Here is a 23,321-nt window from a genome sequence, read left to right on the forward strand (position 1 = left end):
TCAGCTCCTCGGCACGTCGCGCCACGCGCTGTCGAGCCACGGATCCGGCTCGCGCGGCAGCCCGAGGACGCGTTCGCCGAGGATCGTGCGGTTCACCTCGGAAGTACCGCCCTCGACGGTGTTGGCACGGCTGCGCAGCATGCCTTTGACCTCGTGCGGCAGCGTGTCCTCATAGCCGGCCTCGGCAGCAGCGTCCCAGGCCTGCCCGTAGGCGCCCAGCAGCTCCGCGGCCAACGCCTGCATGCGCTGGTTGAGTTCGCCCTGGTGGACCTTGCCGATGGAGCTTTCCGGACCGGGCGGGCGCCCCGCCTGCAAGCCGGCGCGGACGCGGTCGTTGGTCCACGCGCGGATGCGTTCCTCGCTGTAGAGCCGCATGAGTTCCTGCCGCACGGACGGCTCGTCCCAGCCGCCCGGGCGTCCTTCGGCGGAGATCCGCCGGGCGAGCGCCAGCAGGTGGGCGATGCCGGAGCCGCCGATCCGGTCGACGCCGCCGGAGCCCGCCCCGGACACCATCTGGCGTTCCCCGGACAGTGTCGCGGCGGCGACCTTCCAGCCGTCGCCGACCGCGCCGATGCGGTGCGCGTCCGGCACGAACGCGCGTTCCAGGAAGACCTCGCAGAACTCCGATTCGCCGGTCATCGTCCGCAACGGCCTTACCTCGACTCCGGGTTGCCGCAGATCGAGGAGGAAGTACGTGAGCCCGCGCCGCTTGGGCCGGTCCGGATCGGTGCGGGCCAGCAGCACGCCGAAGTCGGCGCGGAACCCCCACGTCGTCCACACCTTCTGCCCGGTGACCAGCCAGTCCCCGCCCGCGTCGCGCTCCGCGCGGGTGGCGAGCGACGCGAGATCGGATCCGGCACCCGGTTCGCTGAAGAGCTGGCACCAGAACTCCTCGTTGCGCACGATCGGCGGCAGGAAGCGGAGCTTCTGCGCGTCGGTGCCGTGCGCGAACAAGGCCGGGGCGGCGTTGCCGAGGCCGAGGGGGTTCAGGCGGCCGAGGTTGTACGGGCGCAGCACGGCGTCGGCGCTGCGGGCTTCGGCGCGGCTGAGGCCGAGCCCGCCGTACTCGGGTTCCCACGTCGCGGCGACCAGTCCGGAACGTCCGAACACGGGGTACCAGGCCTCGTACGCGGCCCGGCTGCGGACTTCCCGGATGGCTGCGCGGCCGTGCGGCGCCGCCTCGATCCACGCGGCGGGCACGTAGCGCTCCACCCACGCCGCGACGGTCTCCGCGACGCGCGTGCGGTCGGAAGGCAGCAGCAGTTTGCCGTCGGCGTCGACGAGATCGGCCACCCCGGCTCACCGCCCCTGGAAGTCGGCGGCCCGTTTGCCCAGGAACGCGGCCATGCCTTCGCGGAAGTCGCGGCTGCGCGACGAGAGTTCCATGGCGAACCCCTCGTCCCGGAGCTGCTGCTCCAAGGTCGCGGAACTGCCGTTGTGCAGCAGCCATTTGGTGAGGCCGAGGGCGACCGTCGGCCCCGCGGCGAGTTCGGCGGCCAGGTCGGCGGCCGTCTTGTCCAGGTCGGGTTCCGGGACGGTGCGGTGGATCAGGCCCCATTCCTCGGCCTGGGCCGCCGGGACGCGCTCGCCGAAGAGGAGCATGCGCCGGGCCCGGACCTCGCCGACGCGGCGCGGCAGCAGCCAGGTGACGCCGCTGTCCGGGGTGAACCCGCGGGTGGCGAACGGCGCCCAGAAGCGCGCGTCGTCGGCGGCCACCGTGACGTCCGCGGCCACCGCGAGCGCCAGACCGATGCCCGCGGCCCAGCCGCGCACCGCGCACACCACCGGCACCTGGACGGTGAGCATCAGCGGGATCAGCCGGTGTGCCTGCGACGGCAGCCGCCGCTGGATGCTGCCGACGCGCGGCTTCACGCCGGGGCCTTGGGTCTCGTCGGCGGCGTTGCGCTGCACGATGTCGGCGCCGGTGCAGAAGTGCGGGCCTCGGGCGCTCAGCAGGACGGCGCGGACGGCTTCGTCGCGTCCGGCGGTGTCGAGGGCGTCGATGAGGCCGGCGACCATGGTGTCGTCGAGGGCGTTGCGTTTGGCGGCACGGTCGAGGGTGAGGCGCAGCACGCCGGAGTCGAGGTCCGCGTCCAGGCCCGGTACGGAGTGGTAGGTCACTGGCCGGCCCCCTTCTCGTCGCGCTCGGCGAACTGCCGGACGGCGGCTTCCAGCGCCCCGGGGAGGTCGGTGGCGCCGCCGGGCGGGTCCGGCAGCCGCACCGGCCCGTGCTCGCGGCTGGGCAGCAGGATGGTGGCGTGCCCGGGGGTGGTGGTTTCGCCGCGCTGGTTGACCGCGGCGATGTCCAGGTCGACGGCCGGGCGTCCGTCGTCCGCGAGGTACTTGCGGGCCACCGTGCCGCGCAGCCATTGCGTGTCGCCGGTGTAGTTGAAGGCCCGGAACTCGCAGTCGAGTTTCCACAGCCAGGCGTCGTCGCCCATCCAGTCTGTGCAGAGGTGGATGAGCCAGTTCTCCCGCATGCGGCCGTAGTCGAAGGTGGTGGCGTTGCCCGAGCGCTTGGCGAACTCCGGGTCCCAGTGGATGCGTTGCATCACGTCCGGGATGCCTTGCGGGTCGCGGTGGTAGAAGCGCGGGATGCGGCGGCGGTTGGCGGCGCCGAGGCGGAGGGCTTTGACGCCGTACATCCCCATGCCCATGCCGACGTGCCAGCAGACCAGGTCGGTGACGGTGAAGGGGCCTTTGACGAGCGGGCCGACCGGGTCGCCTTCCGCGACGTCCTCCCACCAGCGGGGCTCCGCGCCGCGCGGGCGTTCGGCGGCGTACTGGGCCTCGATGGCGGCGATGTCGTCCTCGGTGTAGGTCGCCGGCTCGACGTGCTTCTCGCGGGCTTTGCCGCGGGCTTTGGACCGTTCGGCGCGGATCATCAGCCGGTACTGGGCGCTGAGCAGGCTGCCGGTGTCGTCGGCGAACACCTGCCCCGTCCACTCGTGCACGGCACGGTCGGCGAACGCGCTGGACTTGTCGTGCACGCCGACCAGGGCGTTGCGCCGGAAGACCCGGTGGCCGGGGTGCAGCGGCGCCCACCATTCGCGCAGGCTCGCCGAGTAGAAGGCGTGGACGCCGCGCAGCGGGTCGCCCTTCATCAGGTCGCGGTGCTCGTCGGCGACCCGGGTGACCTCGTCCTCGCCGATCAGCGTGTCGCCGCCGACCAGCGTGGGCGGTGCGATGGCGCCCTTCCACCGGGTGGCAGCCGCGTAGTCGGGGTCGCCCCACAGCGGGTTGTCGTCGCCGTAGGCCTCGGCGACGTGCCGGAAGGCGTCCGTGCCGGGGCGCAGATAGTGCGGCGGCGCGGTGTGCGGCTCCGGGATCCCGATGCGGGCCCGCAGGCGGGCGATCGCCTCCTCGGTGATCACACCGTGCTGAGCGGGCATCGCTACCTCCTGCCGGGGCGGGTCGCCCGAGGCTATCTTTATAATGATTAAGAGTTCAAGGGATGTTCACCAGTTCAAGGGGTGTTCACCAAGAGCCCCGCCATCCGCTCGCGGTGCACCCGTGGCGCCTCGAACAGTTCGTGCGTCGACCGGGCCCGCTTGAGATACAGATGCGCCCAGTGCTCCCAGGTGAAGCCGATCCCGCCGTGCACCTGGACGGCTTCCTGCGCGGCATGCACATATGCCTCGGAGCAATAGGCCTTCGCCAGCGCAGCTACCAGCGGCAGCTCGGCATCGTCGGCTTCCCACGCCGCCACCGCCCCGAAGGCGGCCGAATCGGCGGACTCCACGCGGATCAGCACATCGGCCAACTTGTGCTTGACCGCCTGGAACGAGCCGATGGGACGGCCGAACTGAACCCGCGTGCGGGCGTATTCGGCCGTCTGCTCGAGCACGTACCGGGCCCCGCCGACCTGTTCGGCCGCCAGCAGCACCGCGGCGATGTCGAGGACCCGGCCCACGGCCGCCGCCCCGTCGCCGCGGTCGAGCCGCCGCGCGGGGGTCCCTGCGAAGTCGAGGCGGCCTTGGCGCCGCGTCAGATCCAGTGTGGCCAGACCGCGGCGCGTCAACCCCGGGGCGGCGGAGGCGTTTTCGACGGCGAAGAGGCCGGGGCCTCCGTCGGTCCGGGCCACCGCCACGATCAGGTCCGAGGTCAGCGCGTCGAGGACGAAGGTCTTGGTGCCGTGCAGCTCCCACGCCCCGCCCGCGGGCCGGGCCGCCGTGGCATAGGCGTCGGACCGCCACCGCCCGTCCGGTTCGGCGACCGCGACGGTGCCGGTCACCGTGCCGTCCGCGATACGCGGCAGCAGGTCGGCGCAGGCCGCGGGATCACCGCCGGCCAGCACCGCCTGCCCGGCCAGCAGCGTGGACAGCAGCGGCGCACCCAACAGCGCCCGGCCCGCCTCCCTACAGGCGACGGCCAGCTCGGCGGGTCCCCCGACACCGCCGTACTCCTCGGGCAACCCCAGCGCGGTGAGGCCGAGTTGGCGGGTGATCAGGGTCCAGACCGCGAGATCATGGCCGGACTCGGCGGTCATGAGACGGCGTACCGCGTCCTCGGCGCCGTGTTCGGCGAAGAACGCGCGCAAGGTGCCGCGCAGCGCCTCGCGGTCCTCGGCCGTGGTCGCCGGGGTGGTCGCGGGGCCGGTTGACGGGTTCGCCTCCACGGGCGGATTCCTCTCGGTCGGCGGCGCACCGCGCGGGCGCGCCGGAAGGGCCGGGCGGACGGTCCGGACGGCACGGGAACCGGATCCGGGGACGTCCCGTCACACCGCCATGCGAACCCACGACGGCTCCTTGCCACCGGCGGCGGCTCCCGCCGACCGGTCCCTCGCTGCGCCCGCCGCCCGCCGCGGCCGGGCCGTGGCCGGCCTGCTCCTCGCGGCCGGCCTGACCGTGTCCGGCTGCACGTCCGCCGGATCCGACTCCGGCAAAGAACCGAGCGACCCGCCCGGCGGCATAGGCGTGGAGGGTCTCAGCAAGGCGGCCACCGAAGCCCGCGCCAAGATGCTGACGCTCACGACGTTCGATTCGTGCGAGACGCTCCTCGACGACTTCCGCAAGGCCGCGCTGTCCCGGGCCGATGTGACGACGCGCGAAGCCGCGGGTGCCGGGGCGATACCTCCCGGAGCCGCCGCCGCACCGAACGCCGCGCCCGGCGCGAACTCCGCCGAGGACGCCTCGAAGGCCGTCGCCCCGCAGGCCCCCGCCGACCAGTCCGCCCAGTCCCCCGCCTTTTCCGGTACGAACGTGCAGGAACAAGGCGTTGACGAACCGGACTTGGTGAAGACCGACGGCAAGCGCGTCTACACCGTCGCGGACGGCAAGCTGCACATCGTCGACGCGGCCACCCACAAGGAAACCGGCAGACTCGACCTCGGCGACGCGGGCTCGGCGACCGACATGCTGCTGTCCGGCAACCGCGCCCTGCTGGTCATCCCGGGCGGCGTGTACGCCTACGGGGCCGGCCCCGGCAGCGCCCGCACCACCCAGTCCTACGCTCCCGCCGGAACGTCCACCCTCGCCCTGGTCGACCTGTCCGGCACACCCAAGCTGCTCGGCAAACTGACCGTGGACGGCTCCTACCTCGACGCCCGCCAAGTCGGCTCCACCGCCCGCGTCGTGGTCAAGTCCACGCCGCGCGGCCCGCGGACGGACGACTCCGGCGGCGGCACCTACAAGAGCCGCTACGAGAACGCCCTCGCCAAGACCACCATCGACGACTGGCTGCCCGGCTACACCCTCGCCAAATCCGACGGCAGCACCGCCTCGGGCCGCCTGGTCGACTGCACCGGCGTCAGCCGCCCGGCCACCGCGCCGGGCTCGTACGGCCACACCGGCGCGTCCACCACGTCCGTCCTGTCGTTCGACCTGAACGGCGACCTCGGCACCGGCAGCCCGGTGACGGTCGCCGCGGACGCGGAGACCGTGTACGCGTCGTCCGACAACCTCTACATCGCGGCGCGCTACAACCCTCAGTACCCCGAGTACCGGGCGAACACCAAGATGCCGTCCGGTGCCGTCTACGCCCCGCGCACCGCGATCTACCAGTTCGCCATCTCCGGCAACGGCACGCCCAGGCAGACCGGCGCGGGCGACGTCGACGGGCAACTCCTCAACCAGTACTCGCTGTCCGAGTACCAAGGCCACCTGCGGGTCGCCACCACCGGCGCGGGCAGCACGCGCGGCACCCCCGGGACCTCGTCCGACAACCGGTCGACCGCGGTGCCGGGCAGCGGCCCGGGTTCGGCGGCGAGCCGTCCGACCTCGTCCGTGGTCGGCAAGCCGCAGCTGTCGCCCGTCGCCGCGCCGGCCGAGAGCGCGGTGGACGTCCTCGACGCCAAGAACGCGAACCTGCCCGTCGTCGGCCGGGTCGGCGGCCTGGGCAAGGGCGAGAAGATCTACGCGGTGCGGTTCACCGGCGCGGTCGGCTTCGTGGTGACGTTCCGCCAGACCGACCCGCTGTACTCGCTCGACCTGAGCAACCCGGCGGCGCCCAAGGTCATGGGCGAGCTGAAGATCAACGGCTACTCCGCCTACCTGCACCCGATCGCGGACGGCAAGCTCATCGGCGTCGGCCAGGACGCCACCGACAGCGGCCGCAAACTCGGCACCCAGGTCTCCCTGTTCGACGTCGCGAACCTCACCGACCCGCGGCGCATCGCGAACTACGCGCTGCAATACGCCTCGTCGGAGGCCGAAATGGACCCGCACGCGTTCCTGTACTGGCCGCAGACCGGGACGCTGGTCATCCCCATGAACACCACGTACGTCATGCCCGGGATGCCGTCCACGTCGCCGAACAGCGGCGGCACGGCCGGGAGCCCGACGTTCGCCCCGACCTCCGGCCCGGCGGCTCTCGTGCTCAAGCTCCAAAACGGCTCCTTCACCCCGGTCGGCCGGATCGAGCACCCCGGCGGCCTCCAGGTCCGGCGCTCCCTGGTCATCGGCGACGAGCTGTGGACGGTCTCCGGCGGCGGCTTCAAGGTCAACGCCTTGGCCGACCTCGGCGAGCGGGCCTGGATCCCGTTCGCGTGACGGCCTGACCCGTCCTCGACGGGCGGGGTGCCGCGGCGGACACCTCGCCGCATCCGTGCCCGCCGTCCCGGCTCCCCCGGGACGGCGGGCACGCCTGCACCGGTCAGTCGCTGGCCGGCAGCGCCTTGGCCTCCTTGAGGACCAGCGGCACCGCGCCGTCGCCGAGCGTGCCGGTGCCCGGCTTGGTGACCAGCACCTCGAACGTGTCGTCGTCCGCGAGCGTGTAGCGCTTGCCGAGCAACGCCCCGCCGGACAGCTCGGGTTCGGACGCGAGGCCGACCACCGCCTCGGCGTCCAGAGCGATCATCGGGTGCCCGCCGCACGTGAGGTCGACGCCGTCCGCGGGCGGGCGGACGACGATGACCTCGGTGGCGCACACCTGGCTGCGCAGGCGGGCGCCGGTACGGATGACGGCAGTGTTCTCGGTGGTCACGTGCTGCTCCTCGGAGACGCCGCGCCCGCCGACGTGAGTCGTTGCCAACTTGCCAGGTCCCGGTCGTCGGCCGGGCGCCCGACGCGGGTGACGGTGTCGACGTCGCCGGCCTCCGCGCGCAGCGCCGCGACGGTGCAGCGCTCCCGCGGACGGATGGCGAACGGGTCGAACCGGTAGTGGCGCATCGCGTTTCCGTGCGTGATGCGGTCCACCAAGTCGTCCGGCAGTCCGGCGAACAGGGTCTCCAGTTCCTCCGGCGCGTGCGGCCAACTGCTGTCGGAGTGCGGGTAGTCCGACTCCCAGCACACGTTGTCGGTGTTGAAGTGGTCGAGCAGGTCGACGCCGACCGCGTCGCTGATGAAGCAGCACAGCATGTGCTTGCGGAACACGTCGGCGGGCCCGGAAAGCCCCTCGGGGAACTCGGCCTTCGTCCATCCCGAATGGCGCCGCTGGACGTGCTCGGCGCGCCACAGGAAGTACGGGATCCACCCGATGTCGCCCTCGGTCAGCGAGAACCGCAGGTCGGGGAAGCGCCCCCAGATGTCCGCCCAGATGAGTTCGACCAGCGAGAACGTCGACATCACCGACGACAGCGTCATGTTGACGCTCGCCGGCGCGTCCGACGACGACGGGGCCCGCCGCGACGACGAACCCACGTGCAGGCACAGCACCGTGCCTTCCTCGCACGCCGCCGCGAACAGCGGGTCCCAGTAGCGCGTGTGGATGCTCGGCAGCTGCAGCGCCTCGGGGTTCTCCGAGAACGTCACCGCGTGCACGCCCTTGGCCGCCAGCCGGCGCAGCTCGGCCGTGGCCCGCTCGACGTCGAACAGCGGCAGGATCCCGCACGGGATGAACCGGTCGGGGTAGGCGCCGCACCACTCGTCGGCGTGCCAGTCGTTGTACGCCTTGATCATCACCTCGTTGACGTCCCGGTCCGGCCCCTGCCACAACACCTGCCCGGAGAAGCCGGTGAAGTTGGGGAAGTTGAGCCCGGCGAGCTGGCCGCCCGCGCTCATGTCGCGGACCCGTTCGTGGACGTCGTAGCAGCCCGCACGCATCTGGTCGTAGCGGCTGGCGTCGATGTTGAACATCTCGGGTGGTTTGCCGGCCACCGCGTTGAGGCCGAGGTCGCGGCCGCGGGCGTCGCCGTACATCCACTGCTGCACCCCGTCGTCCCGGAGTACGACGCGCGGTGCGCGGTCGCGGTAGCGGTCCGGGACGTGGGCGTCGAACATCGTGGCCGGCTCGCAGATGTGGTCGTCCACGCTGATGAGGATCAGGTCGTCCTTGCGCATGGCACCCTCCCGGGGCCTTGGCGTTCACGGAGAACTGGGGGATCGGCTGGCTCGGTGGCGGATTCCTTTGATGACTATCTTTATAAGAATAGAGGTCGCGGGGCGATGCTAACCCTTGGCCGCGACGGAGTCGAGGAGTCCGGCGAGCGCCTCGGTGAACACGTCGTTGTCGTCGCCGACGACCATGTGGCCCGCGTCGGCGACGTCCGCGTAGGTCGACCCGGGGATGAGCGCGAGCATTTCGTGGACCGCTTCCACGCTCACCACGTCGGACTGGCGGCCGCGCACCAGCAGCGTCGGCACGGTGACCTTGCGCGCCGCGTCGGCGAGGCGCTCGGGCGTCACGTCGGGCCCGCGGCCGCCCGCGCTGCCGAGGGTGCCCATGAACGCCGGGTCCCAGTGCCAGTACCAGCGGCCGTCGGCGCGCTGCCGCACGTTCCGGGCGAGCTTCTCCGGGTCGGACTGCCGCGGCCGGTTCGGCTGGTACCCGGCGAGCGCGTCGGCGACCTCGTCCAGCGACGCGAAACCGGCCCGGTGCGCGAGCATGAATTCGCTGATCCGGTCCACGCCCTCGCGTTCGGTGCGGTGCGTGATGTCGACCAGCACCAGGCCCGGCGTGTGGCCCTGCTCTTCGCCTTCGGCGAGCAGCGAGACCCAGCCGCCGAGGGAGGCGCCGACGAGGACCGGGACGTGGCCGTCCTCGGCGGCGATCCGCGCCGCGACGGCGCGGACGTCGGCGACGAACGCGTCGATCGTGTAGTCGCCGTCGGCCGCCCAGTCGCTGTCGCCGTGGCCGCGCTGGTCGAGTGCGTAGGCGATCCAGCCGCGGGCGGCGAGGCGGGCCGCGGTGCGCGTCCACGAGCCGCGGGCCTGCCCGCCGCCGTGCAGCAGCAGGACCGCGCCGACCGGGTCGCCGTCCGGTGCCCAGCGGTCGGCGGCCAGCCCGAGCGGCTCCCCCGCGGGGTTGCGGGTGCCGTATTCCTCGCTGCCGAACCGGACCTGACGGGGTGTCGGGGCCATCGCGTACTCCTCCGCACATAGGACGCCGTGGTGCGCGGGCATCCTCGCGCGGGGAGAGCGAATGATCCAGAGCGAAAACCGGTTTCGGTCAGCGCACGAGCCGGGACCGCACGCGCCGCGCGGCGTCCTCCCGGCCGGTGTAGCGCTGCGTGGCATCCAGGTGTTTGGCCGCGATGCGGGACGCCCGGGCGGCGTCGCCGGCGGCGATCGCCGCGACGAGCTTCTCGTGGTCGCGCAGGCCCGCGTCGAAGGCCTCCTGCGCGGGCTCGTCCCCGGCCGCGGACGCGTCGCGGATCCATTCCTCTTCGTGCGCCGACCAGACGTGTTCGAGTCCGCCGACGACCAGTGCCAGTGTCGCGCTGCCGCAGCCGGCCACCAGCACTTCGTGGAAGCGGCGCGCGGTGCGGTTGAACGCGGGCGCGTCCGCGGTGAGTTGCCGCTGCTCGGCGAGCACCTCGCGCAGCTCCGGCACGACCGTGTCCGCCCGGTCCTCGCGCTCCGCGCACAACGCGGCGCACATCGGCTCCAGTTGCAGCACCGCCAGGCCGAGGTCGGCGAGCGGCGCACGCTCGGCTTCCAGGACGAGCGCGAGGGTGTAGGCGACGCGCGCCGAGGTCGGGAGGTGCACGGTGCCGCCGCCGACGTTGCCGCGGCGGACGGTGACCAGCCCTTCGGTCTCCAGAATGCGCAGGGCCTCGCGCACCGAAGGGCCGCTCACGTTGAACCGGGCCATGAGGTCTTCCTGCCGCGGCAGGTTCTCGCCTTGGCCGATCCGCCCGGCGAGGATCTCCTCGCGCAGGTCGTCGGACACCATCTCGGCCAGGCGGGGCTGGCGCATCTGCCGCTGGCGCATCCCGTCGGTGGTCTCCATGTGGCGGCGCGCTCCCGGTGTCCGTGGGCGGTCCATCAGCCGTCCGTCAGCTGCCCATCGTGACAAAGATAATAAGGTCGGCGGCCGTTGCCGAATCCCCTGCGCCGCCCCGGCGCCCCTTGCGGTTTGTGACGGACCGTCATAGAAACTTTACCCAGTCAAGTATTTGCGAGACCGGGAGGCGTGCCATGGGACGGCTGCAGGACCACGTTGCGGTGATCACGGGTTCGGGGGCCGGCATCGGACGCGGCATCGCCCGGCGGATGGCCGCCGAAGGCGCCCGCGTCCTGGTCAACGACATCCGCAAGGACGCCGCCGAGCAGGCCGCCGCGGAGATCGCGCGCGACTTCGGCACCGACGTGCTCGCCGTCGAGGCCGACGTCACCGACAAGGAGCAGGCAACCGGCCTGGTCAAGGCCGCGGTCGAGCACTGGGGGCGCATCGACACGCTGGTGAACAACGCGTGGGGCGGCGGCCGCGTCAACCGGCTGGAGAACAAGACCGACGAGCAGTTCGAGTTCGGCCTGCACATGGGGCTGTGGGCGGGCTGGTGGACGATGCGCGAGGCGTTCCCGCACATGCGCGAGGCCGGACGCGGCAGCATCGTCAACATCTGCTCGCTCAACGGCGTCAACGCGCACATGTACACCGCCGAGTACAACGTCGCGAAGGAGGCGCTGCGCGCGCTCACCCGGACCGCGGCACGCGAGTGGGCGCAGCACCAGATCCGCGCGAACGTCATCTGCCCGGGCGCCAAGACCGAGGCGTTCGAGGCGTACGCGCGGGCCAACCCGGCAGCCGCCGCGGACGCCGAGGCACGCAACCCGATGGGGCGGATGGGCGACCCGGAGGGCGACATCGGCGGGGTCGCGGTGTTCCTGGCCTCCGACGACGCGCGGTACGTCACCGGCAACACGCTGTTCGTCGGCGGCGGCTCGCACATCAACGGCGTCGTCTGGGCGCCGATGCCCGAAGAGGACCGTGTCAAGAGCTGATTCCCGACGCCGACTCCCCGGTGGGAAACGGCCGCTGACGCAGCTTCGGAAGCGATCCGGGCCGTTTGTCGGAGGGGCCGCTTAGGCTGTGGCAATGGACGCAGATGGCCCCGCCGCGGGAACCGCGACGCTCGAGCAGGCGCTCGAAAAGCATCGCGTGGAACTGACCGGATACTGCTACCGCATGCTCGGCTCTCCCTTCGAGGCCGAGGACGCCGTGCAGGACACGATGGTGCGCGCGTGGCGCGGCTACGACAAGTTCGAGGGCCGCGCCTCGATGCGGTCCTGGCTGTACCGGATCGCGACCAACGTGTGCCTGGACATGCTGGGCGGCAAGGAGCGCAAGGTCCGCCCGATGGACCTGACGTCGGTCGGGTCGACGGCGGCGCCGTCCACCGTCCAGCACCCGGAGACCACCTGGCTGGCGCCCACGCCCGACCACAAGGTGCTGGTCGGCGACGACCCGGCCGACGTGGCGATCGCGCGCGACTCGGTGCGGCTGGCGTTCGTCGCCGCCCTGCACCACCTGCCCGCCCGGCAGCGCGCCGTGCTGATCCTGCGCGAGGTGCTGTGCTGGCAGGCGAGCGAGGTGGCCGAACTCCTCGACACGTCGGTCGCGTCGGTGAACAGCGCCCTGCAGCGGGCGCGCGCCACCCTCGCGTCGGTCGACGTGGCGTCCACCGACCTGGACGAACCGTCCGACGAGGAGCAGCGCGCGCTGCTCGCGAAGTACGTCGCGGCGTTCGAGAGCTACGACCTCGACGCGCTGGCGAACCTGCTGTCCGAGGACGTCGTCCTGCAGATGCCGCCGTGGGAGCTGTGGCTGCGGGGCGCGGACGAGATCGCCACGTGGATGCTGGGCATCGGCGTCGGCTGCCGCGGCTCGCGGCTGGTGCCGGTGGTCGCGGCGAACGGGACGCCCGCGTTCGGGCAGTACCGGCCGTCGGGGCCGAACGGCGAGCACGAGCCGTGGGCGCTTCAGGTCATCGAGATCTCAGATGGGCGCATCGTCGGCATGAACGCCTTCCTCGACACCGAGAAGCTGTTCCCGCTGTTCGGGCTCCCGGAGCGGCTGGAGCCGGTCGCCGAGGAGGCCGCCGCGGGGTGACGCCCGGGCGCGGTCGGCCGGCCCGGGGCCGGCCGGCTCGCCGGGGTCGTCCGTCGGGACGGCGCGCTCGAGGCCGAGCAGGCCGAGCATGTCGCGCAGCGCCGGAGGGGCGTCGCGTATCCGGTACGCGCGCCCGTACCGCTTGGCGGCGAGCCGCAGCCGGGCCAGCACGTCCACCGTGACGAGGTCCGGACGCACCACCGCGCCCACGTCGCACACCAGCGGCGCCGCGGGCGTGCCTTCCAGCACCGTCCGCACCCGCGCGCACACCCCCGCGACGTCCCCGCGCGCCAGGGGCCCGATCGCCACGACCACCTCCCCTCCTACCACCCGGACACACACCGGCCACCCCAAAACCGCGCCGCCGCGCCGCCGCACCCAGGAGCGCCCACCGGCGGATACGACACCCCGAGCGACCTCGGGGCCGCTCGTGTATACAGACCGCCGAGAACCCCGAAACTCATCGCAGTCGGAGCGGGCGCCGGTTTGCGGTCGGGCGTGGGGCCGCCAACGCCTGCCGGGTGACCGGGACGGGGTGCGGCGGATCGGCGGCCGCGCACGAGGGTCGCCAGGCCCGCGCCCCGACCGCGAGCGCGCCGCCGCCCCGCGACCGGGGCCGAGCGGGACGGTTTGCGCAGGAGGGCGGGTCGCCGACGAGCACGGCGCGTCCCGGAGCCGACCACGCGCCACCCGGCCGCTGCCCCCGCGCCGACACGGCAGTCGGCCGCGCCAGTGGTGGGTACTCGGGCGTGACGCGCCGGGACTCCCGGCACCCACGCACGGCAGCGGAGACCGATGCCCGGCTTGCCCGCCTGCGACCGGACCGTGGGCCCGGCGACCCGCGCGCTCGCCGCCCGCCAGGGCCCGAACCGCCGACGCGCCGTCGGCCACCCGGCATCCACCACCCGACGTATCGTCATCCCCGCCTGGCGGCCGCCCGCGCCCGGCTTCTCCCTCCCCCTCCCCGCAGCCGCCGTCGCCCCGCCGCCCACCGGTCGGGCACCTCGCCGTTCCCCGTCGGCCGCCCCCATCTCCCCTGTGGCATATGCCACCTGGCGGACCGTCAGATCCTTGGGCCTTGCTATACAAGGACTGCCGGAATCCGACAGGGAGAGCACATGGCCGTCACGACGTTCACCGATCTGCAGCAGATCAAGGACGCGCTGGGCAAGCACCTCGGCTACAGCGAGTGGCTGGAGGTGACCCAGGACCGGATCAACCGGTTCGCCGACGCGACCGGCGACCACCAGTGGATCCACGTGGACGTCGAGAAGGCCAAGGAAGGCCCGTTCGGCGCGCCGATCGCGCACGGCTACCTGACGCTGTCGCTGTCCAACCTGTTCCTGCCGCAGATCGTCGAGGTGCAGAACATCTCGATGGGCGTCAACTACGGCGTCGACAAGATCCGGTTCCCCAGCCCCGTCAAGGTGAACCAGCGGATCCGCGGCGGCGCGGAGATCACCGCGGTGAGCGACATCCCCGGCGGCATCCAGGTCACCATCAAGATCACCATCGAGATCGACGGCGAGGCCAAGCCCGCCTGCATCATCGAGTCGCTGACCCGCTACCTCGCCTGAGCAGCGCGGCGCGACGGCAACGACGCGGGGCCCGTACGACACCGTACGGGCCCCGCGGCATGTCCCGGCCGGCTCACATCACCGGCTTCCCGACCCCCGAGTCGCAGACCGCCCCGGGCTCCGGGGTCTGCGGCCCCTGCGCGTACGCCGTGACGAACTGCCCCAGCCGCGGGTCCCGCGCCGAGTCGAGCTTGAGCTGCAGCCCCCACGCCGACGCGACGACCGGGCTCGGCAGCCCCGGGTACGGGCTCAGCAGGATGTACGGCTTGCCGCGCAGCGCCGTCTCCAGCGCCGTGATCTGGTCCTGCGGCAGGTCGGGCCGGTACGTCACCCACACCGCCCCGTGCTCCATCGAGTGCACGGCGTTCCGGTTCGGCACCGGCCCGCGGTAGATCCCGCAGTTCGCCCAGCGCGGATCGTGCTGCCCGCCCACCGGCGGCGTCTGCGGGTAGACGATGTTGCTGGTCTTGTCGTGCTGCTGCGACGCCGTGTACCCGGTCACCCCCGCGATCGGGCTGTCCACCTGCTTGGGCGCGACGTCCGCGGTGAGCTTCGGCGCGTCCGCGCCCGGGCCGGCCGGGAACCCGGCGGCCGCGCCGGTGCCCGTCGCGCCGCCCGTCGGTCCCGTCGTGGCCGGCGTGGAGGCCTCCGTGGTCGGCGTCTTCGGCTTCTTGGTCGGGGTCGCGTCGCCGGTCGGGGCCGCGGGCGGGCCCGACGTGCCGAACGGGTCGCCGCCCGGCGCGCCCAGCTTCTCGTTGTCGCCGCTGCAGCCGCTCAACGCCACCGCCCCGAACAGCGCCGCCGCGACCGCCCCGGCGAGCCGGGCCCGCCCGGGTATCCGGGTCCGGGTGCCGCCGCGCGCCATGCCGTCCATCGAGTTCCTCCCCGCCCGCCCCGGCCCGGGCGGCCGCGGTCCGCAGAGATTAACCGGTATGCGCGGCCTGCCGCGGACCCCGCCACCCCCCGAGTCGGGGGCTCGGGGGGTGGCGGGTCGACCCGGCGCCGAAACGACCGGACGGGGTCAGAACGTCGCCGGGGGCTCCGGGTCGATGACGACGCAGCGGGTGCCGCTGTAGATCGTCGGCATGCACTTGTTGCAGTGGATGCACAGCGACTTGACCGCGGTGCGGCTCTCGTCGGCGGCGATCCGGTTGATCAGGTCGGGCTCACGGAGGATCGCGCGGCCCATCGCGACGAACTCGAAGCCTTCGCGCATCGCGAGGTCCATCGTTTCGCGGTTGGTGATGCCGCCGAGGAGGATGAGCGGCATCTTCAGCTCCGCGCGGAACTGCCGGGCGTAGTCGAGCAGGAAGGCGTCCTGGTACGGGTACGCGTGCAGGAACTTCTTGCCGATCAGCTTCACGCCGAGCTGCTGCGGCTGCGGGAAGGTCGCGGCGAACTCGGGGATCGGGGCGTCGCCGCGGAACAGGTACATCGGGTTGAGCAGCGAGCTGCCGACGGTGAGTTCGAGGGCGTCGAGGCCGCCGTCCTCCTCGAGCCACTTGGCGGTCTGGAGGCTCTCGTCGAGCCAGATGCCGCCGGGGACGCCGTCCGACATGTTCAGCTTGGCGGTGACGGCGATGCGGTCGCCGACCGCGTCGCGCACGGCGCGGACCGCGGCGCGGGCGACCTTGGCGCGGTTGGCGAGGCTGCCGCCGTAGCCGTCCTTGCGCTTGTTGATCTTCGGGCTGAGGAACGAGCTGGCGAAGTAGTTGTGCCCGAGGTGGATCTCGACCGCGTCGAAGCCCGCCTCGATGGCGTACTTGGCGGCGTTCGCGTGCGCTTCGCCGATGCGCTTGATGTCGTCTTCGGTCGCGGCGCGCGTGGCCTTCATGCTGATCGGGTTGAAGGACCGCGACGGCGCCAGCGCCGGAAGCCCGTTGGACTTCGCGTTGGCGACCGGACCGGCGTGCCCGATCTGCGCGGACACCGCGGCGCCTTCCTTGTGCACGGCGTCGGTGAGGCGGCGCAGGCCCGGGATCGCCTCGGGACGCCAGTAGATCTGGTGCCGGTCGGTGCGGCCTTCCGGCGCGACGGCGAGGTACGCGACCGTCGTCATGCCGATGCCGCCCGCGGCGGGCTTGCGGTGGTACTCGATCAGCGAGTCGGTGACCAGCGCGTCCGGGGTGGCGCCTTCGAACGTGGCCGCCTTGACGATGCGGTTCCGCAGCGTGAGCGGACCCAGCTTGGCGGGCGCGAAGACGTCGGGGGTGGGGTCCGGCGTGGTCATGAGGCTTCCTCTCCGGGAGCGGGCGCGTCGAGTCCGGCGGCGATGAACGCGGCGACTTGGCGCGGGTCGGGGGGCGGCAAGGCCCCGAGTCGGTCGGCGGGCACGAGCGGCTGCCCGTAGGTCTGGAGCAACAGCGCGAAGGCCAGGCGCCACCGCTGGTCCGCCACACGTTCGGACAGGTCGGGCCGGGTCGCGCGCAGCAGCGCGCACCACGGTTCGTAGCGGAACCACGGGTTGTCCCAGGGCACTTCCACGCTGCCGAGGACGACACGGGCCAGCAGGTGCACCAGCATGCGGCCGTCCTCGGCCGCGACGAGCTGGTCGAACGGGCTGACGATGATGTCGGCGAGCTCCGTTATCCCGGGCTTCCACCCGGCATCCCGCCGCTCGCCCAGCTCCCCCAGCCGATCGGCCCACAGCGGCACGAGCCGCTGCTGCAGCACCACGGCGACCAGGCCTTCCTTCGACCCGAAGTGGTAGTGCACCGCGGCCGGGTTCATCCCCGCCGCCGCATTCACCGCCCGGACCGACACCTTGTCGTACCCCTGCGCCAAAAACAGCCGCTCGGCCTCGGCCACCAACCGCCCCCGCGTCACCGGCGATGCGGCATTCGGCACCCGTTCCTTGCCCATGCGGGACATGAGAGCACGGTTCCCCAACCTTTTCAATCACTGATTGAAAAATGCCGGCGGCCGGAATCCGGCCACGACCCGCCACCCGTTCAGCTCAGCGGCACCACCAAGACCGGGCAGTGCGCGTGCTCGATGACCGAGTGGGCTACGTGGCCGACCCAGTGGCGGAGGAGGCCGTGGTGGTGGCGGACGCCGACGACCACGACGGTGGCGGCTTCGGAGGCGGAGACCAGGGTGCCGGCGGCGTCGCCGTGCACGGCGTCTTCGGCGCCGAGGACGTCCGGGTACAGCTCGCGGGCCGGGCCGAGGGCCGAGTCGAGGCAGACCTGGTGGGCTTCGGTGACGGCTTTGAGGTCGTCCGGGCTGGGGCCGGAGAGTCCGGCGAAACCGGGCCAGTCGAACGCGTGTACGGCATACAGTGGCAGCTGCCAGCGGCGGGCCTCGGCGAAGGCCGCGCGGGCCGTGGGGGCGTCGCCTTCCCCCTGGATGCCGACGACGACGCGGTCGCCGTCGAGTTCCAGGTCGCCGGCGGCGCTGGGTGCGCCGTGGTCACCGCGGACGACCATCAGGGGGCAGGTGGTGCGGGAGGCGAGGAAGCGGGCGACGGAGCCGAGCAACAGGTCGGCGAAGCCGCCGCGGCCGCGGGCCGAGACGACGACGAGTTCGGCGTCGGCGGCGGCCTCCAGCAGGACGTCGCCGGGCAGGCCGACGACGACCTTGCCGTCCACGGACAGGTCCGGGTGGCGGTTCAGCACCTGGCCGGCAACGGCCTCCACGAGCCGGGCGCCGGCTTCCTGCGCACCCGGGGCCGGGTCGGCGTTGCCGCGCTGCGGGGGCGCCGCGGTGGGGACGCGGACGGCGTGCACGATCCGCAGCGCGGCACCCCGGCGGACCGCTTCGGCGGCGGCCCGCAGGACCGCGCGGGTGCCCGGCTCGGAGCCGTCCGTGCCGGCGACCACCAGGCCGGGGCCGGGGCGCCGGGTGCGCGACTGCTGCGGGGGCGTGGTCTGGACTGCAGTGTTCACGTGCTTCTCCACAGGTCAAGGCAGGTCCACGGGCCCGATACCCGCTGGGGCCCGGTGTCACCACCCGAGGCGGCGACCGAAAACCGTTGACGGCACCGCCGCCCGCCTTTTATCGTCATTGTGACGAAATAACGATGGGGGATCCGATGGTCCATATCCAGCGCCGCCCGTTCGTGAGCCACCTGCGGGCCGATCCGGTGCAGTGGGTGCGCCACCAGCGCAGCGGCGCGGTGGTCCACGAGGGGGCGGGGCTCGCCTTCTGGTTCCGGCCGCTGACCGCGGCACTGAGCGAGGTGCCGGTCGACGATCGGGAACTCCCGGTGCTGTTCCACGTCCGCACCCGCGACTTCCAGGACGCGACCGTGCAGGGCACCGTCACCTACCGCGTCACCGATCCGGGGCTGGCCGCGTCCCGGCTCGACTTCGGCGTGGATCCGGCCACCGGCCGCTGGCGCTCGACGCCCCTCGACCAGCTCGCGTCGCTGCTCACCGAGAGCGCCCAGCAGCACGCCGTCGACGTGCTCGCCGCGCTCGACCTCACCGAAGCGCTGACCCGCGGTCCGACGGAGGTCCGCACCCGTATCGCGGAAGGCCTTGCCGACGACAACCGCCTTGGCGACACCGGCGTGACGGTGATCGGCGTACGCATCACCTCGATACGCCCCGACGCCGACCTGGAGCGCGCCCTCCAGGCTCCCGCCCGGGAACGCGTCCAGCAGTCCGCCGACGCGGCCGGCTTCGAACGCCGCGCCCTCGCCGTCGAACGCGAGCGTGCGATCGCCGAGAACGAGCTGCAGAACCAGATCGAACTCGCCCGACGCGAAGAGCAGTTGGTGGAGCGCAAAGGCCTCAACGAGCGCCGCCGTGCGGAGGAAGCCGCCGCCGCGGCCCGTATCGAGGCCGAAGCCCGCGCGGAACGCGACCGGCTCGCGGCGACGACCGCCGCGGAGAACCGCCGCACCCTCGGCGCCGCCGAGGCCGAAGCGCACGCGGCACACGTCGCCGCCTACGCGGACGCGAATCCGACGGTGCTCCTCGCCCTCGCCGCCCAGCAACTCGCGGAGCAGTTCCCGCAGATCGGCACACTCAACATCACTCCCGACCTGCTGAGCACGGCCCTGGGCAAGCTCACCGGGACCGACGGCGAACCGCCGCAGGGCCCACACCCCGCGGCCCCGCACAAGCCCGAGCCGCCGCAGGGCTTCGGCGGATTCGGCCCGCCGCCGGGCATGCCCGCGCCCGGAGGCCCGTACCCGCCCGGCACGGCCATGCCCGGGAGCATGTTCCCCGGCCAACCCCCCACCCGAGGCTGACCCGGCATGGCGCCGGTCCCCCGGGCCGTCTTCGTGCACCGCCTGCCCCCGCTGCAGGAGCTGATCAACCGGCACGGCACCTACAACCAAGGCAGCTTCTTCCTGAAGAACCGCGGCCTGAGCGCGAAGAGCATGGTGACGCAAGCCGACGCCGTGCAGGACGCGTTGGCCGTGGCGGGCGCCGCCGTGCCGCCGCACTGGCGGCGCGGCACCGTGGAGCGCGGCGACCTGGACCGGTTCCTGTTCGACGAGCACGACGTCGTGGTCGTCGTCGGCCAGGACGGCCTGGTCGCCAACGCCGCCAAGTACCTCGACGGCCAGCCGGTCATCGGCGTGCACGCCGACCCGGGCGGCGGCATGCTCCTCACCCGGCACCGGCCCGCGGACTGCGCACGGCTTTTCCGCGCGGTCGAGGCCGGTTCGGCACGGTGCGAACTGCGCACGATGGCGGAAGCGCGCACCGACGACGGCCGCACGCTGACCGCACTCAACGAGATCTACCTCGGCCACCCGACCCACCAGACCGCCCGCTACCGCCTCGGCACGCCCGACGAACGCAGCGAACGGCAGGCGTCCTCGGGCCTCTTGGTCGGCACCGGCACCGGCGCGACCGGCTGGTGCGGCTCGGTGCAGCGCGAGCGCCCCGGCGCTCCGGCGCTGCCCGGGCCGGCCGACGACCGGCTGTGCTGGTTCGTCCGCGAGGCGTGGGTCTCCCCGTCGACCGGGACCACGCTGACGCACGGCACCCTGGCCGTGGGAGCGCGGCTGTCGCTGGTCGTGGAGTCCGAGGGCCTGGTGGCGTTCGGCGACGGGATCGAAGCCGACCGCCTGACGCTGTCCTGGGGCGAACGCGTCGAGCTGGGGGCGTCTGCACGGCGGCTGCGCCTCGTCGTCTGACCTCTGCGGCCCGGGTGATCCGTCCGATCCGCACGACCTTCCCCGCGCCGGGCAGCCGGCGCGAGGAAGGCGGGGAGCACCCGACGGGGCTCCGCGGCGCTAGAAGTTCAGGTTGCTGAGCAGGTTCGCGACGCTGTTCCCGCTCGACTGGATGCTCGGCGCGATCGTCGTGCCGGCGAGGTAGAAGCCCAGCAGCGCGCAGACGATCGCATGCCAGATCTTCATGCCGCCTTTCTTGATGAAGAGGAACACGATGACGCCGAGCAGGACGACGGTGGAGATGTTCAAAGCCATGGGGACGACTCCTCGAAGGGGCGCAGAAAGCGCAGGGGACGGCACGCTCACGCCGAAAGGGGGATGTGTGGCTTCAGTGCTTGTGGCACCACAACACCTTCGCTACCGAAAGTGTCTATAAAGTAGCAAAGCGTTATCTATCGGGACGAGTCCGACGCACCGGGCGGCGGCGTGTCCGCCGAGATCACCCGGACGGCCCCTTCCGCGGCGCACCCGGAACCCGGCACGACCCGGGCAGCGGCAACCGGTACGTCAACCGGCACGCCGACACGCCCCCCGGCAGCCAAATCGACAGGCTGTCTGTCTTCCGCCCGGGGCAACCACATGGCATGCTCCCGACAACCGCGCCATGCCACGAGGCCCTGCCCGCCGGCTTCGCCGGCCGGGGCCACGCGCAACCGCACCTTTTCCGTCCATGAAAGGTCCTGGTACGCCGTGTCCCACCCCGCGCCCACCACCGCCGGCCTCGGCGAGATAGACATCTACTCCGCCGACGCGTACGAGGACGGCATCCCGCACGAGTCCTTCGCGACGCTGCGCCGCGAATCCCCCGTCCACCGCCACCCGGACCCCGAGGTCCCGGACGGCTTCTGGGCGGTGACCCGGCACGCGGACGTCGTCCAGGTGTCCCGCAACCCGGAGCTGTTCTCCTCCTACGAGCGCCTCTCGCTGCTCCAGGAGCCCGTCGGCGACTCGCTCGACACGCAGCGCATGATGATGCTCAACATGGACCCGCCGGAGCACTCGCGGCTGCGCAACATCGTCAACCGCGGCTTCACGCCCCGCACCACGCTGACCCTCGAAGGCAAGGTCGAGGCGGCGTGCGAGCGGATCGTCGACGCGGCGATCGAGCAGGGCGAGGGCGACTTCGTCACGATGTGCGCGGCGGAACTCCCGCTCGTGGTCATCGCGGACCTGATGGGCGTCCCGCAGGAACACCGGCACCGGCTGTTCCACTGGTCGAACAAGCTCGTCGGCGCGGAAGACCCGGACATGGGCGAAGGCCCGGAGGCCGGCGCCGCCATCCAGATGGAGATGTTCCAGTACGCCGACCAGCTCGGCGCCGAGAAGCGCGCCTGCCCGGTCGACGACATCGTCTCCAAGCTCGTCCAACCGGACCGTGACGGCAACGAGTTGACGGCGCTGGAGTTCGACCTCTTCTTCATGCTGCTGGCCGTCGCGGGCAACGAGACGACCCGCAACGCGATTTCCGGCGGCATGCTGACGCTGATCGAGCACCCGGACCAGTGGGCCCGGCTGAAGGCCGACCCGGAGGGCCTCGCGGCCACCGCGGCGGACGAGATCGTGCGCTGGGTCTCCCCCGTCAACGCGTTCCGCCGCACCGCGGTCCAGGAGACCGAGCTGGGCGGACAGAAGATCGCGGCGGGCGACAAGGTCATCGTGTTCTACAGCTCGGCGAACCGCGACGAGTCGGTGTTCGCCGACCCGTACACGTTCGACATCGGCCGCGACCCGAACCCGATGCTCGGGTTCGGCGGCGGCGGCCCGCACTTCTGCCTCGGCCGGCATCTCGCCAAGCTGGAGCTGGAGATCATGTTCCGGACCCTGGCGCAGAAGATCGACCGGGTCGAACTCACCGGCCCGGCCCGGCGTATGCGGTCCAACTTCCTCAACGGCGTGAAGGACATGCCGGTGCGGATCGTCCCGGCCTGAGCCGCGGCACGCCCCGAGACCACGCGGAACGGCGGAACCCCGATGCGGGGTCCCGCCGTTCCGCACGTCGGTGGCCTGGCAGCCTGGCAGGCCTGGCAGGCTCAGCCCAGGTTCGGGATCTGCCAGTCGATCTTCTCGTGCCCCATCTCCTCCAGCGCGGTGTTGATCTGCGAGAACGGCTTGCTGCCGAAGAACTTCTTCGCGGACAGCGGCGACGGGTGCGCGCCCTCGACTATCACGTGCCGCGAGGCGTCGATCAGCGCGGCCTTCTTGCGGGCGTGCGCACCCCACAGCACGAACACGACGGGCTTGTCGCGGTCGTTGACCGACTTGATGACCGCGTCGGTGAACTTCTCCCAGCCCTGGTTCTTGTGCGATGCGGCCTCGTGCGCGCGCACCGTGAGGACGGTGTTGAGGAGCAGCACGCCCTGCTCGGCCCACGGCATGAGGTAGCCGTTGTCCGGCACGGTCAGGCCGAGGTCGGTGCCGAGTTCCTTGTAGATGTTGCGCAGCGACGGCGGGACCTTCACGCCGGGGCGCACCGAGAAGCACATGCCGTGCGCCTGGTTGTCGTCGTGGTACGGGTCCTGGCCGACCACGAGGACCTTCACGTCGTCGTAGGCCGTCGCCGCCAGGGCCGCGAAGACCTCGTCCTCGGGCGGGAACACCTGGTGTGCCGCGCGCTCGGCGTCGACGAACGCGGTGAGCGCGGCGTAGTAGTCCGCGGAAAGCTCTTCCGCGAGAACCGGACGCCACGACTCGGGCAACGTCTGCACAGCACAACCTCCACGACGACGGTACGGGCGAAACCCGCACAGGCGGATTCCGGTGAGCCCCAACGTAGTCGCCGCGGCCGACAAGCGCGGGGCCGGGCGGGAACTCGCGTTCCGGCCCGAGGCGGCACCGGGTCCGAAACAGTGCGAAAACGCCGCGCCCGCACCGGCCTTGCGGCGGGTGCGGGCGCGGCG

22 protein-coding genes are annotated in these 23,321 nt (G+C 72.4%); 7 read left to right on the plus strand and 15 right to left on the minus strand.

Features of this window, described 5'->3' with window-relative positions; translation table 11 throughout:
• From ABEA93_RS21215 to ABEA93_RS21230, 4 genes are all read right to left on the minus strand, one after another.
• A complete protein-coding gene (locus tag ABEA93_RS21215) occupies positions 1-1,293 on the minus strand; it encodes an acyl-CoA dehydrogenase family protein (RefSeq protein WP_345677238.1) in 1,293 nt (430 codons plus the stop codon).
• A 6-nt stretch (positions 1,294-1,299) separates the two neighbouring features.
• Positions 1,300-2,121, minus strand: coding sequence for an enoyl-CoA hydratase/isomerase family protein (locus ABEA93_RS21220; RefSeq protein WP_345677239.1), 822 nt, complete (start codon positions 2,119-2,121; stop codon positions 1,300-1,302).
• Positions 2,118-3,392, minus strand: a complete 1,275-nt coding sequence (locus ABEA93_RS21225; protein ID WP_345677240.1) for an FAS1-like dehydratase domain-containing protein — start codon at positions 3,390-3,392, stop codon at positions 2,118-2,120. The genes ABEA93_RS21220 and ABEA93_RS21225 overlap by 4 nt, the downstream gene beginning before the upstream one ends.
• Before the next feature lie 74 nt (positions 3,393-3,466).
• Positions 3,467-4,618, minus strand: a complete 1,152-nt coding sequence (locus ABEA93_RS21230; protein WP_345677241.1) for an acyl-CoA dehydrogenase family protein — start codon at positions 4,616-4,618, stop codon at positions 3,467-3,469.
• Positions 4,619-4,727: 109 nt separating this feature from the next.
• On the opposite strand from ABEA93_RS21230, the gene ABEA93_RS21235 reads away from it, so the two are divergent.
• Positions 4,728-6,989, plus strand: a complete 2,262-nt coding sequence (locus ABEA93_RS21235; protein ID WP_345677242.1) for a beta-propeller domain-containing protein — start codon at positions 4,728-4,730, stop codon at positions 6,987-6,989.
• 103 nt (positions 6,990-7,092) lie between these two features.
• Here ABEA93_RS21235 and ABEA93_RS21240 read toward each other — a convergent pair whose 3' ends face one another.
• From ABEA93_RS21240 to ABEA93_RS21255, 4 genes are all read right to left on the minus strand, one after another.
• Positions 7,093-7,422: a hypothetical protein gene (locus ABEA93_RS21240; RefSeq protein ID WP_345677243.1), complete on the minus strand. Its 330-nt coding sequence runs from the start codon at positions 7,420-7,422 to the stop codon at positions 7,093-7,095.
• Positions 7,419-8,717: an amidohydrolase family protein gene (locus tag ABEA93_RS21245; protein ID WP_345677244.1), complete on the minus strand. Its 1,299-nt coding sequence runs from the start codon at positions 8,715-8,717 to the stop codon at positions 7,419-7,421. Before ABEA93_RS21245 ends, ABEA93_RS21240 begins: the two co-directional genes overlap by 4 nt.
• 108 nt (positions 8,718-8,825) lie before the next feature.
• The gene (locus ABEA93_RS21250) at positions 8,826-9,737 is read right to left on the minus strand and encodes an alpha/beta fold hydrolase (RefSeq protein WP_345677245.1); all 912 of its coding nucleotides are present in this window, start codon (positions 9,735-9,737) and stop codon (positions 8,826-8,828) included.
• 88 nt (positions 9,738-9,825) lie between these two features.
• The gene (locus tag ABEA93_RS21255; RefSeq protein WP_345677246.1) at positions 9,826-10,608 is read right to left on the minus strand and encodes a FadR/GntR family transcriptional regulator; all 783 of its coding nucleotides are present in this window, start codon (positions 10,606-10,608) and stop codon (positions 9,826-9,828) included.
• Positions 10,609-10,796: 188 nt separating this feature from the next.
• On the opposite strand from ABEA93_RS21255, the gene ABEA93_RS21260 reads away from it, so the two are divergent.
• The gene (locus ABEA93_RS21260) at positions 10,797-11,603 is read left to right on the plus strand and encodes an SDR family NAD(P)-dependent oxidoreductase (protein WP_345677247.1); all 807 of its coding nucleotides are present in this window, start codon (positions 10,797-10,799) and stop codon (positions 11,601-11,603) included.
• A gap of 94 nt (positions 11,604-11,697) precedes the next feature.
• Entirely contained in the window at positions 11,698-12,711 is a 1,014-nt protein-coding gene (locus tag ABEA93_RS21265) for a sigma-70 family RNA polymerase sigma factor (protein ID WP_345677248.1), read from the plus strand.
• Here ABEA93_RS21265 and ABEA93_RS21270 read toward each other — a convergent pair.
• Entirely contained in the window at positions 12,598-13,020 is a 423-nt protein-coding gene (locus tag ABEA93_RS21270) for an STAS domain-containing protein (protein ID WP_345677249.1), read from the minus strand. The two genes, ABEA93_RS21265 and ABEA93_RS21270, sit on opposite strands and share 114 nt — an antisense overlap.
• Before the next feature lie 809 nt (positions 13,021-13,829).
• On the opposite strand from ABEA93_RS21270, the gene ABEA93_RS21275 reads away from it, so the two are divergent.
• Positions 13,830-14,288 carry a MaoC family dehydratase gene (locus ABEA93_RS21275; RefSeq protein WP_345677250.1) on the plus strand — a complete coding sequence of 153 codons (459 nt, stop codon included), beginning with the start codon at positions 13,830-13,832 and terminating at the stop codon, positions 14,286-14,288.
• A gap of 73 nt (positions 14,289-14,361) precedes the next feature.
• Here ABEA93_RS21275 and ABEA93_RS21280 read toward each other — a convergent pair whose 3' ends face one another.
• From ABEA93_RS21280 to ABEA93_RS21295, 4 genes are all read right to left on the minus strand, one after another.
• Positions 14,362-15,162 carry a thioredoxin-like domain-containing protein gene (locus ABEA93_RS21280; protein ID WP_345677251.1) on the minus strand — a complete coding sequence of 267 codons (801 nt, stop codon included), beginning with the start codon at positions 15,160-15,162 and terminating at the stop codon, positions 14,362-14,364.
• A 147-nt stretch (positions 15,163-15,309) separates the two neighbouring features.
• On the minus strand, positions 15,310-16,518 hold the full coding sequence (locus ABEA93_RS21285) for an NADH:flavin oxidoreductase (protein ID WP_345677252.1): 1,209 nt from the start codon (positions 16,516-16,518) through the stop codon (positions 15,310-15,312).
• Complete coding sequence (locus tag ABEA93_RS21290) at positions 16,515-17,159, minus strand: TetR/AcrR family transcriptional regulator (protein ID WP_345677253.1); 645 nt, start codon at positions 17,157-17,159, stop codon at positions 16,515-16,517. The genes ABEA93_RS21285 and ABEA93_RS21290 overlap by 4 nt, the downstream gene beginning before the upstream one ends.
• 80 nt (positions 17,160-17,239) lie before the next feature.
• Positions 17,240-18,175, minus strand: a complete 936-nt coding sequence (locus tag ABEA93_RS21295) for a universal stress protein (protein ID WP_345677254.1) — start codon at positions 18,173-18,175, stop codon at positions 17,240-17,242.
• Between the two features lie 146 nt (positions 18,176-18,321).
• On the opposite strand from ABEA93_RS21295, the gene ABEA93_RS21300 reads away from it, so the two are divergent.
• Both ABEA93_RS21300 and ABEA93_RS21305 read left to right on the plus strand, forming a co-directional pair.
• Entirely contained in the window at positions 18,322-19,488 is a 1,167-nt protein-coding gene (locus ABEA93_RS21300) for an SPFH domain-containing protein (protein ID WP_425585042.1), read from the plus strand.
• Positions 19,489-19,494: 6 nt separating this feature from the next.
• Positions 19,495-20,385, plus strand: coding sequence for an NAD(+)/NADH kinase (locus ABEA93_RS21305; RefSeq protein ID WP_345677256.1), 891 nt, complete (start codon positions 19,495-19,497; stop codon positions 20,383-20,385).
• Positions 20,386-20,484: 99 nt separating this feature from the next.
• Here the strand turns inward: ABEA93_RS21305 and ABEA93_RS21310 are convergent, their stop codons facing one another.
• Positions 20,485-20,679: a DUF2304 domain-containing protein gene (locus tag ABEA93_RS21310; RefSeq protein WP_345677257.1), complete on the minus strand. Its 195-nt coding sequence runs from the start codon at positions 20,677-20,679 to the stop codon at positions 20,485-20,487.
• A 435-nt stretch (positions 20,680-21,114) separates the two neighbouring features.
• On the opposite strand from ABEA93_RS21310, the gene ABEA93_RS21315 reads away from it, so the two are divergent.
• Positions 21,115-22,353 carry a cytochrome P450 gene (locus ABEA93_RS21315; protein ID WP_345677258.1) on the plus strand — a complete coding sequence of 413 codons (1,239 nt, stop codon included), beginning with the start codon at positions 21,115-21,117 and terminating at the stop codon, positions 22,351-22,353.
• Positions 22,354-22,454: 101 nt separating this feature from the next.
• Here the strand turns inward: ABEA93_RS21315 and ABEA93_RS21320 are convergent, their stop codons facing one another.
• On the minus strand, positions 22,455-23,129 hold the full coding sequence (locus ABEA93_RS21320) for a uracil-DNA glycosylase (RefSeq protein ID WP_345677259.1): 675 nt from the start codon (positions 23,127-23,129) through the stop codon (positions 22,455-22,457).
• Positions 23,130-23,321 lie beyond the last annotated feature (192 nt).

Source organism: Yinghuangia aomiensis (genome assembly GCF_039542225.1).
Taxonomy (GTDB): Bacteria; Actinomycetota; Actinomycetes; order Streptomycetales; family Streptomycetaceae; genus Yinghuangia; species Yinghuangia aomiensis.

Excerpts from the sequence above, each read along its gene's own strand:
- ABEA93_RS21260 (WP_345677247.1), top strand. The coding sequence starts at position 10,797 with ATGGGACGGCTGCAGGACCACGTTGCGGTGATCACGGGTTCGGGGGCC.
- ABEA93_RS21245 (WP_345677244.1), bottom strand. The coding sequence starts at position 8,717 with ATGCGCAAGGACGACCTGATCCTCATCAGCGTGGACGACCACATCTGC.
- ABEA93_RS21310 (WP_345677257.1), bottom strand. The coding sequence starts at position 20,679 with ATGGCTTTGAACATCTCCACCGTCGTCCTGCTCGGCGTCATCGTGTTC.
- ABEA93_RS21280 (WP_345677251.1), bottom strand. The coding sequence starts at position 15,162 with ATGGACGGCATGGCGCGCGGCGGCACCCGGACCCGGATACCCGGGCGG.
- ABEA93_RS21275 (WP_345677250.1), top strand. The coding sequence starts at position 13,830 with ATGGCCGTCACGACGTTCACCGATCTGCAGCAGATCAAGGACGCGCTG.
- ABEA93_RS21235 (WP_345677242.1), top strand. The coding sequence starts at position 4,728 with ATGCGAACCCACGACGGCTCCTTGCCACCGGCGGCGGCTCCCGCCGAC.
- ABEA93_RS21305 (WP_345677256.1), top strand. The coding sequence starts at position 19,495 with ATGGCGCCGGTCCCCCGGGCCGTCTTCGTGCACCGCCTGCCCCCGCTG.
- ABEA93_RS21300 (WP_425585042.1), top strand. The coding sequence starts at position 18,322 with ATGGTCCATATCCAGCGCCGCCCGTTCGTGAGCCACCTGCGGGCCGAT.
- ABEA93_RS21250 (WP_345677245.1), bottom strand. The coding sequence starts at position 9,737 with ATGGCCCCGACACCCCGTCAGGTCCGGTTCGGCAGCGAGGAATACGGC.
- ABEA93_RS21225 (WP_345677240.1), bottom strand. The coding sequence starts at position 3,392 with ATGCCCGCTCAGCACGGTGTGATCACCGAGGAGGCGATCGCCCGCCTG.
- ABEA93_RS21255 (WP_345677246.1), bottom strand. The coding sequence starts at position 10,608 with ATGGAGACCACCGACGGGATGCGCCAGCGGCAGATGCGCCAGCCCCGC.
- ABEA93_RS21290 (WP_345677253.1), bottom strand. The coding sequence starts at position 17,159 with ATGTCCCGCATGGGCAAGGAACGGGTGCCGAATGCCGCATCGCCGGTG.
- ABEA93_RS21265 (WP_345677248.1), top strand. The coding sequence starts at position 11,698 with ATGGACGCAGATGGCCCCGCCGCGGGAACCGCGACGCTCGAGCAGGCG.
- ABEA93_RS21285 (WP_345677252.1), bottom strand. The coding sequence starts at position 16,518 with ATGACCACGCCGGACCCCACCCCCGACGTCTTCGCGCCCGCCAAGCTG.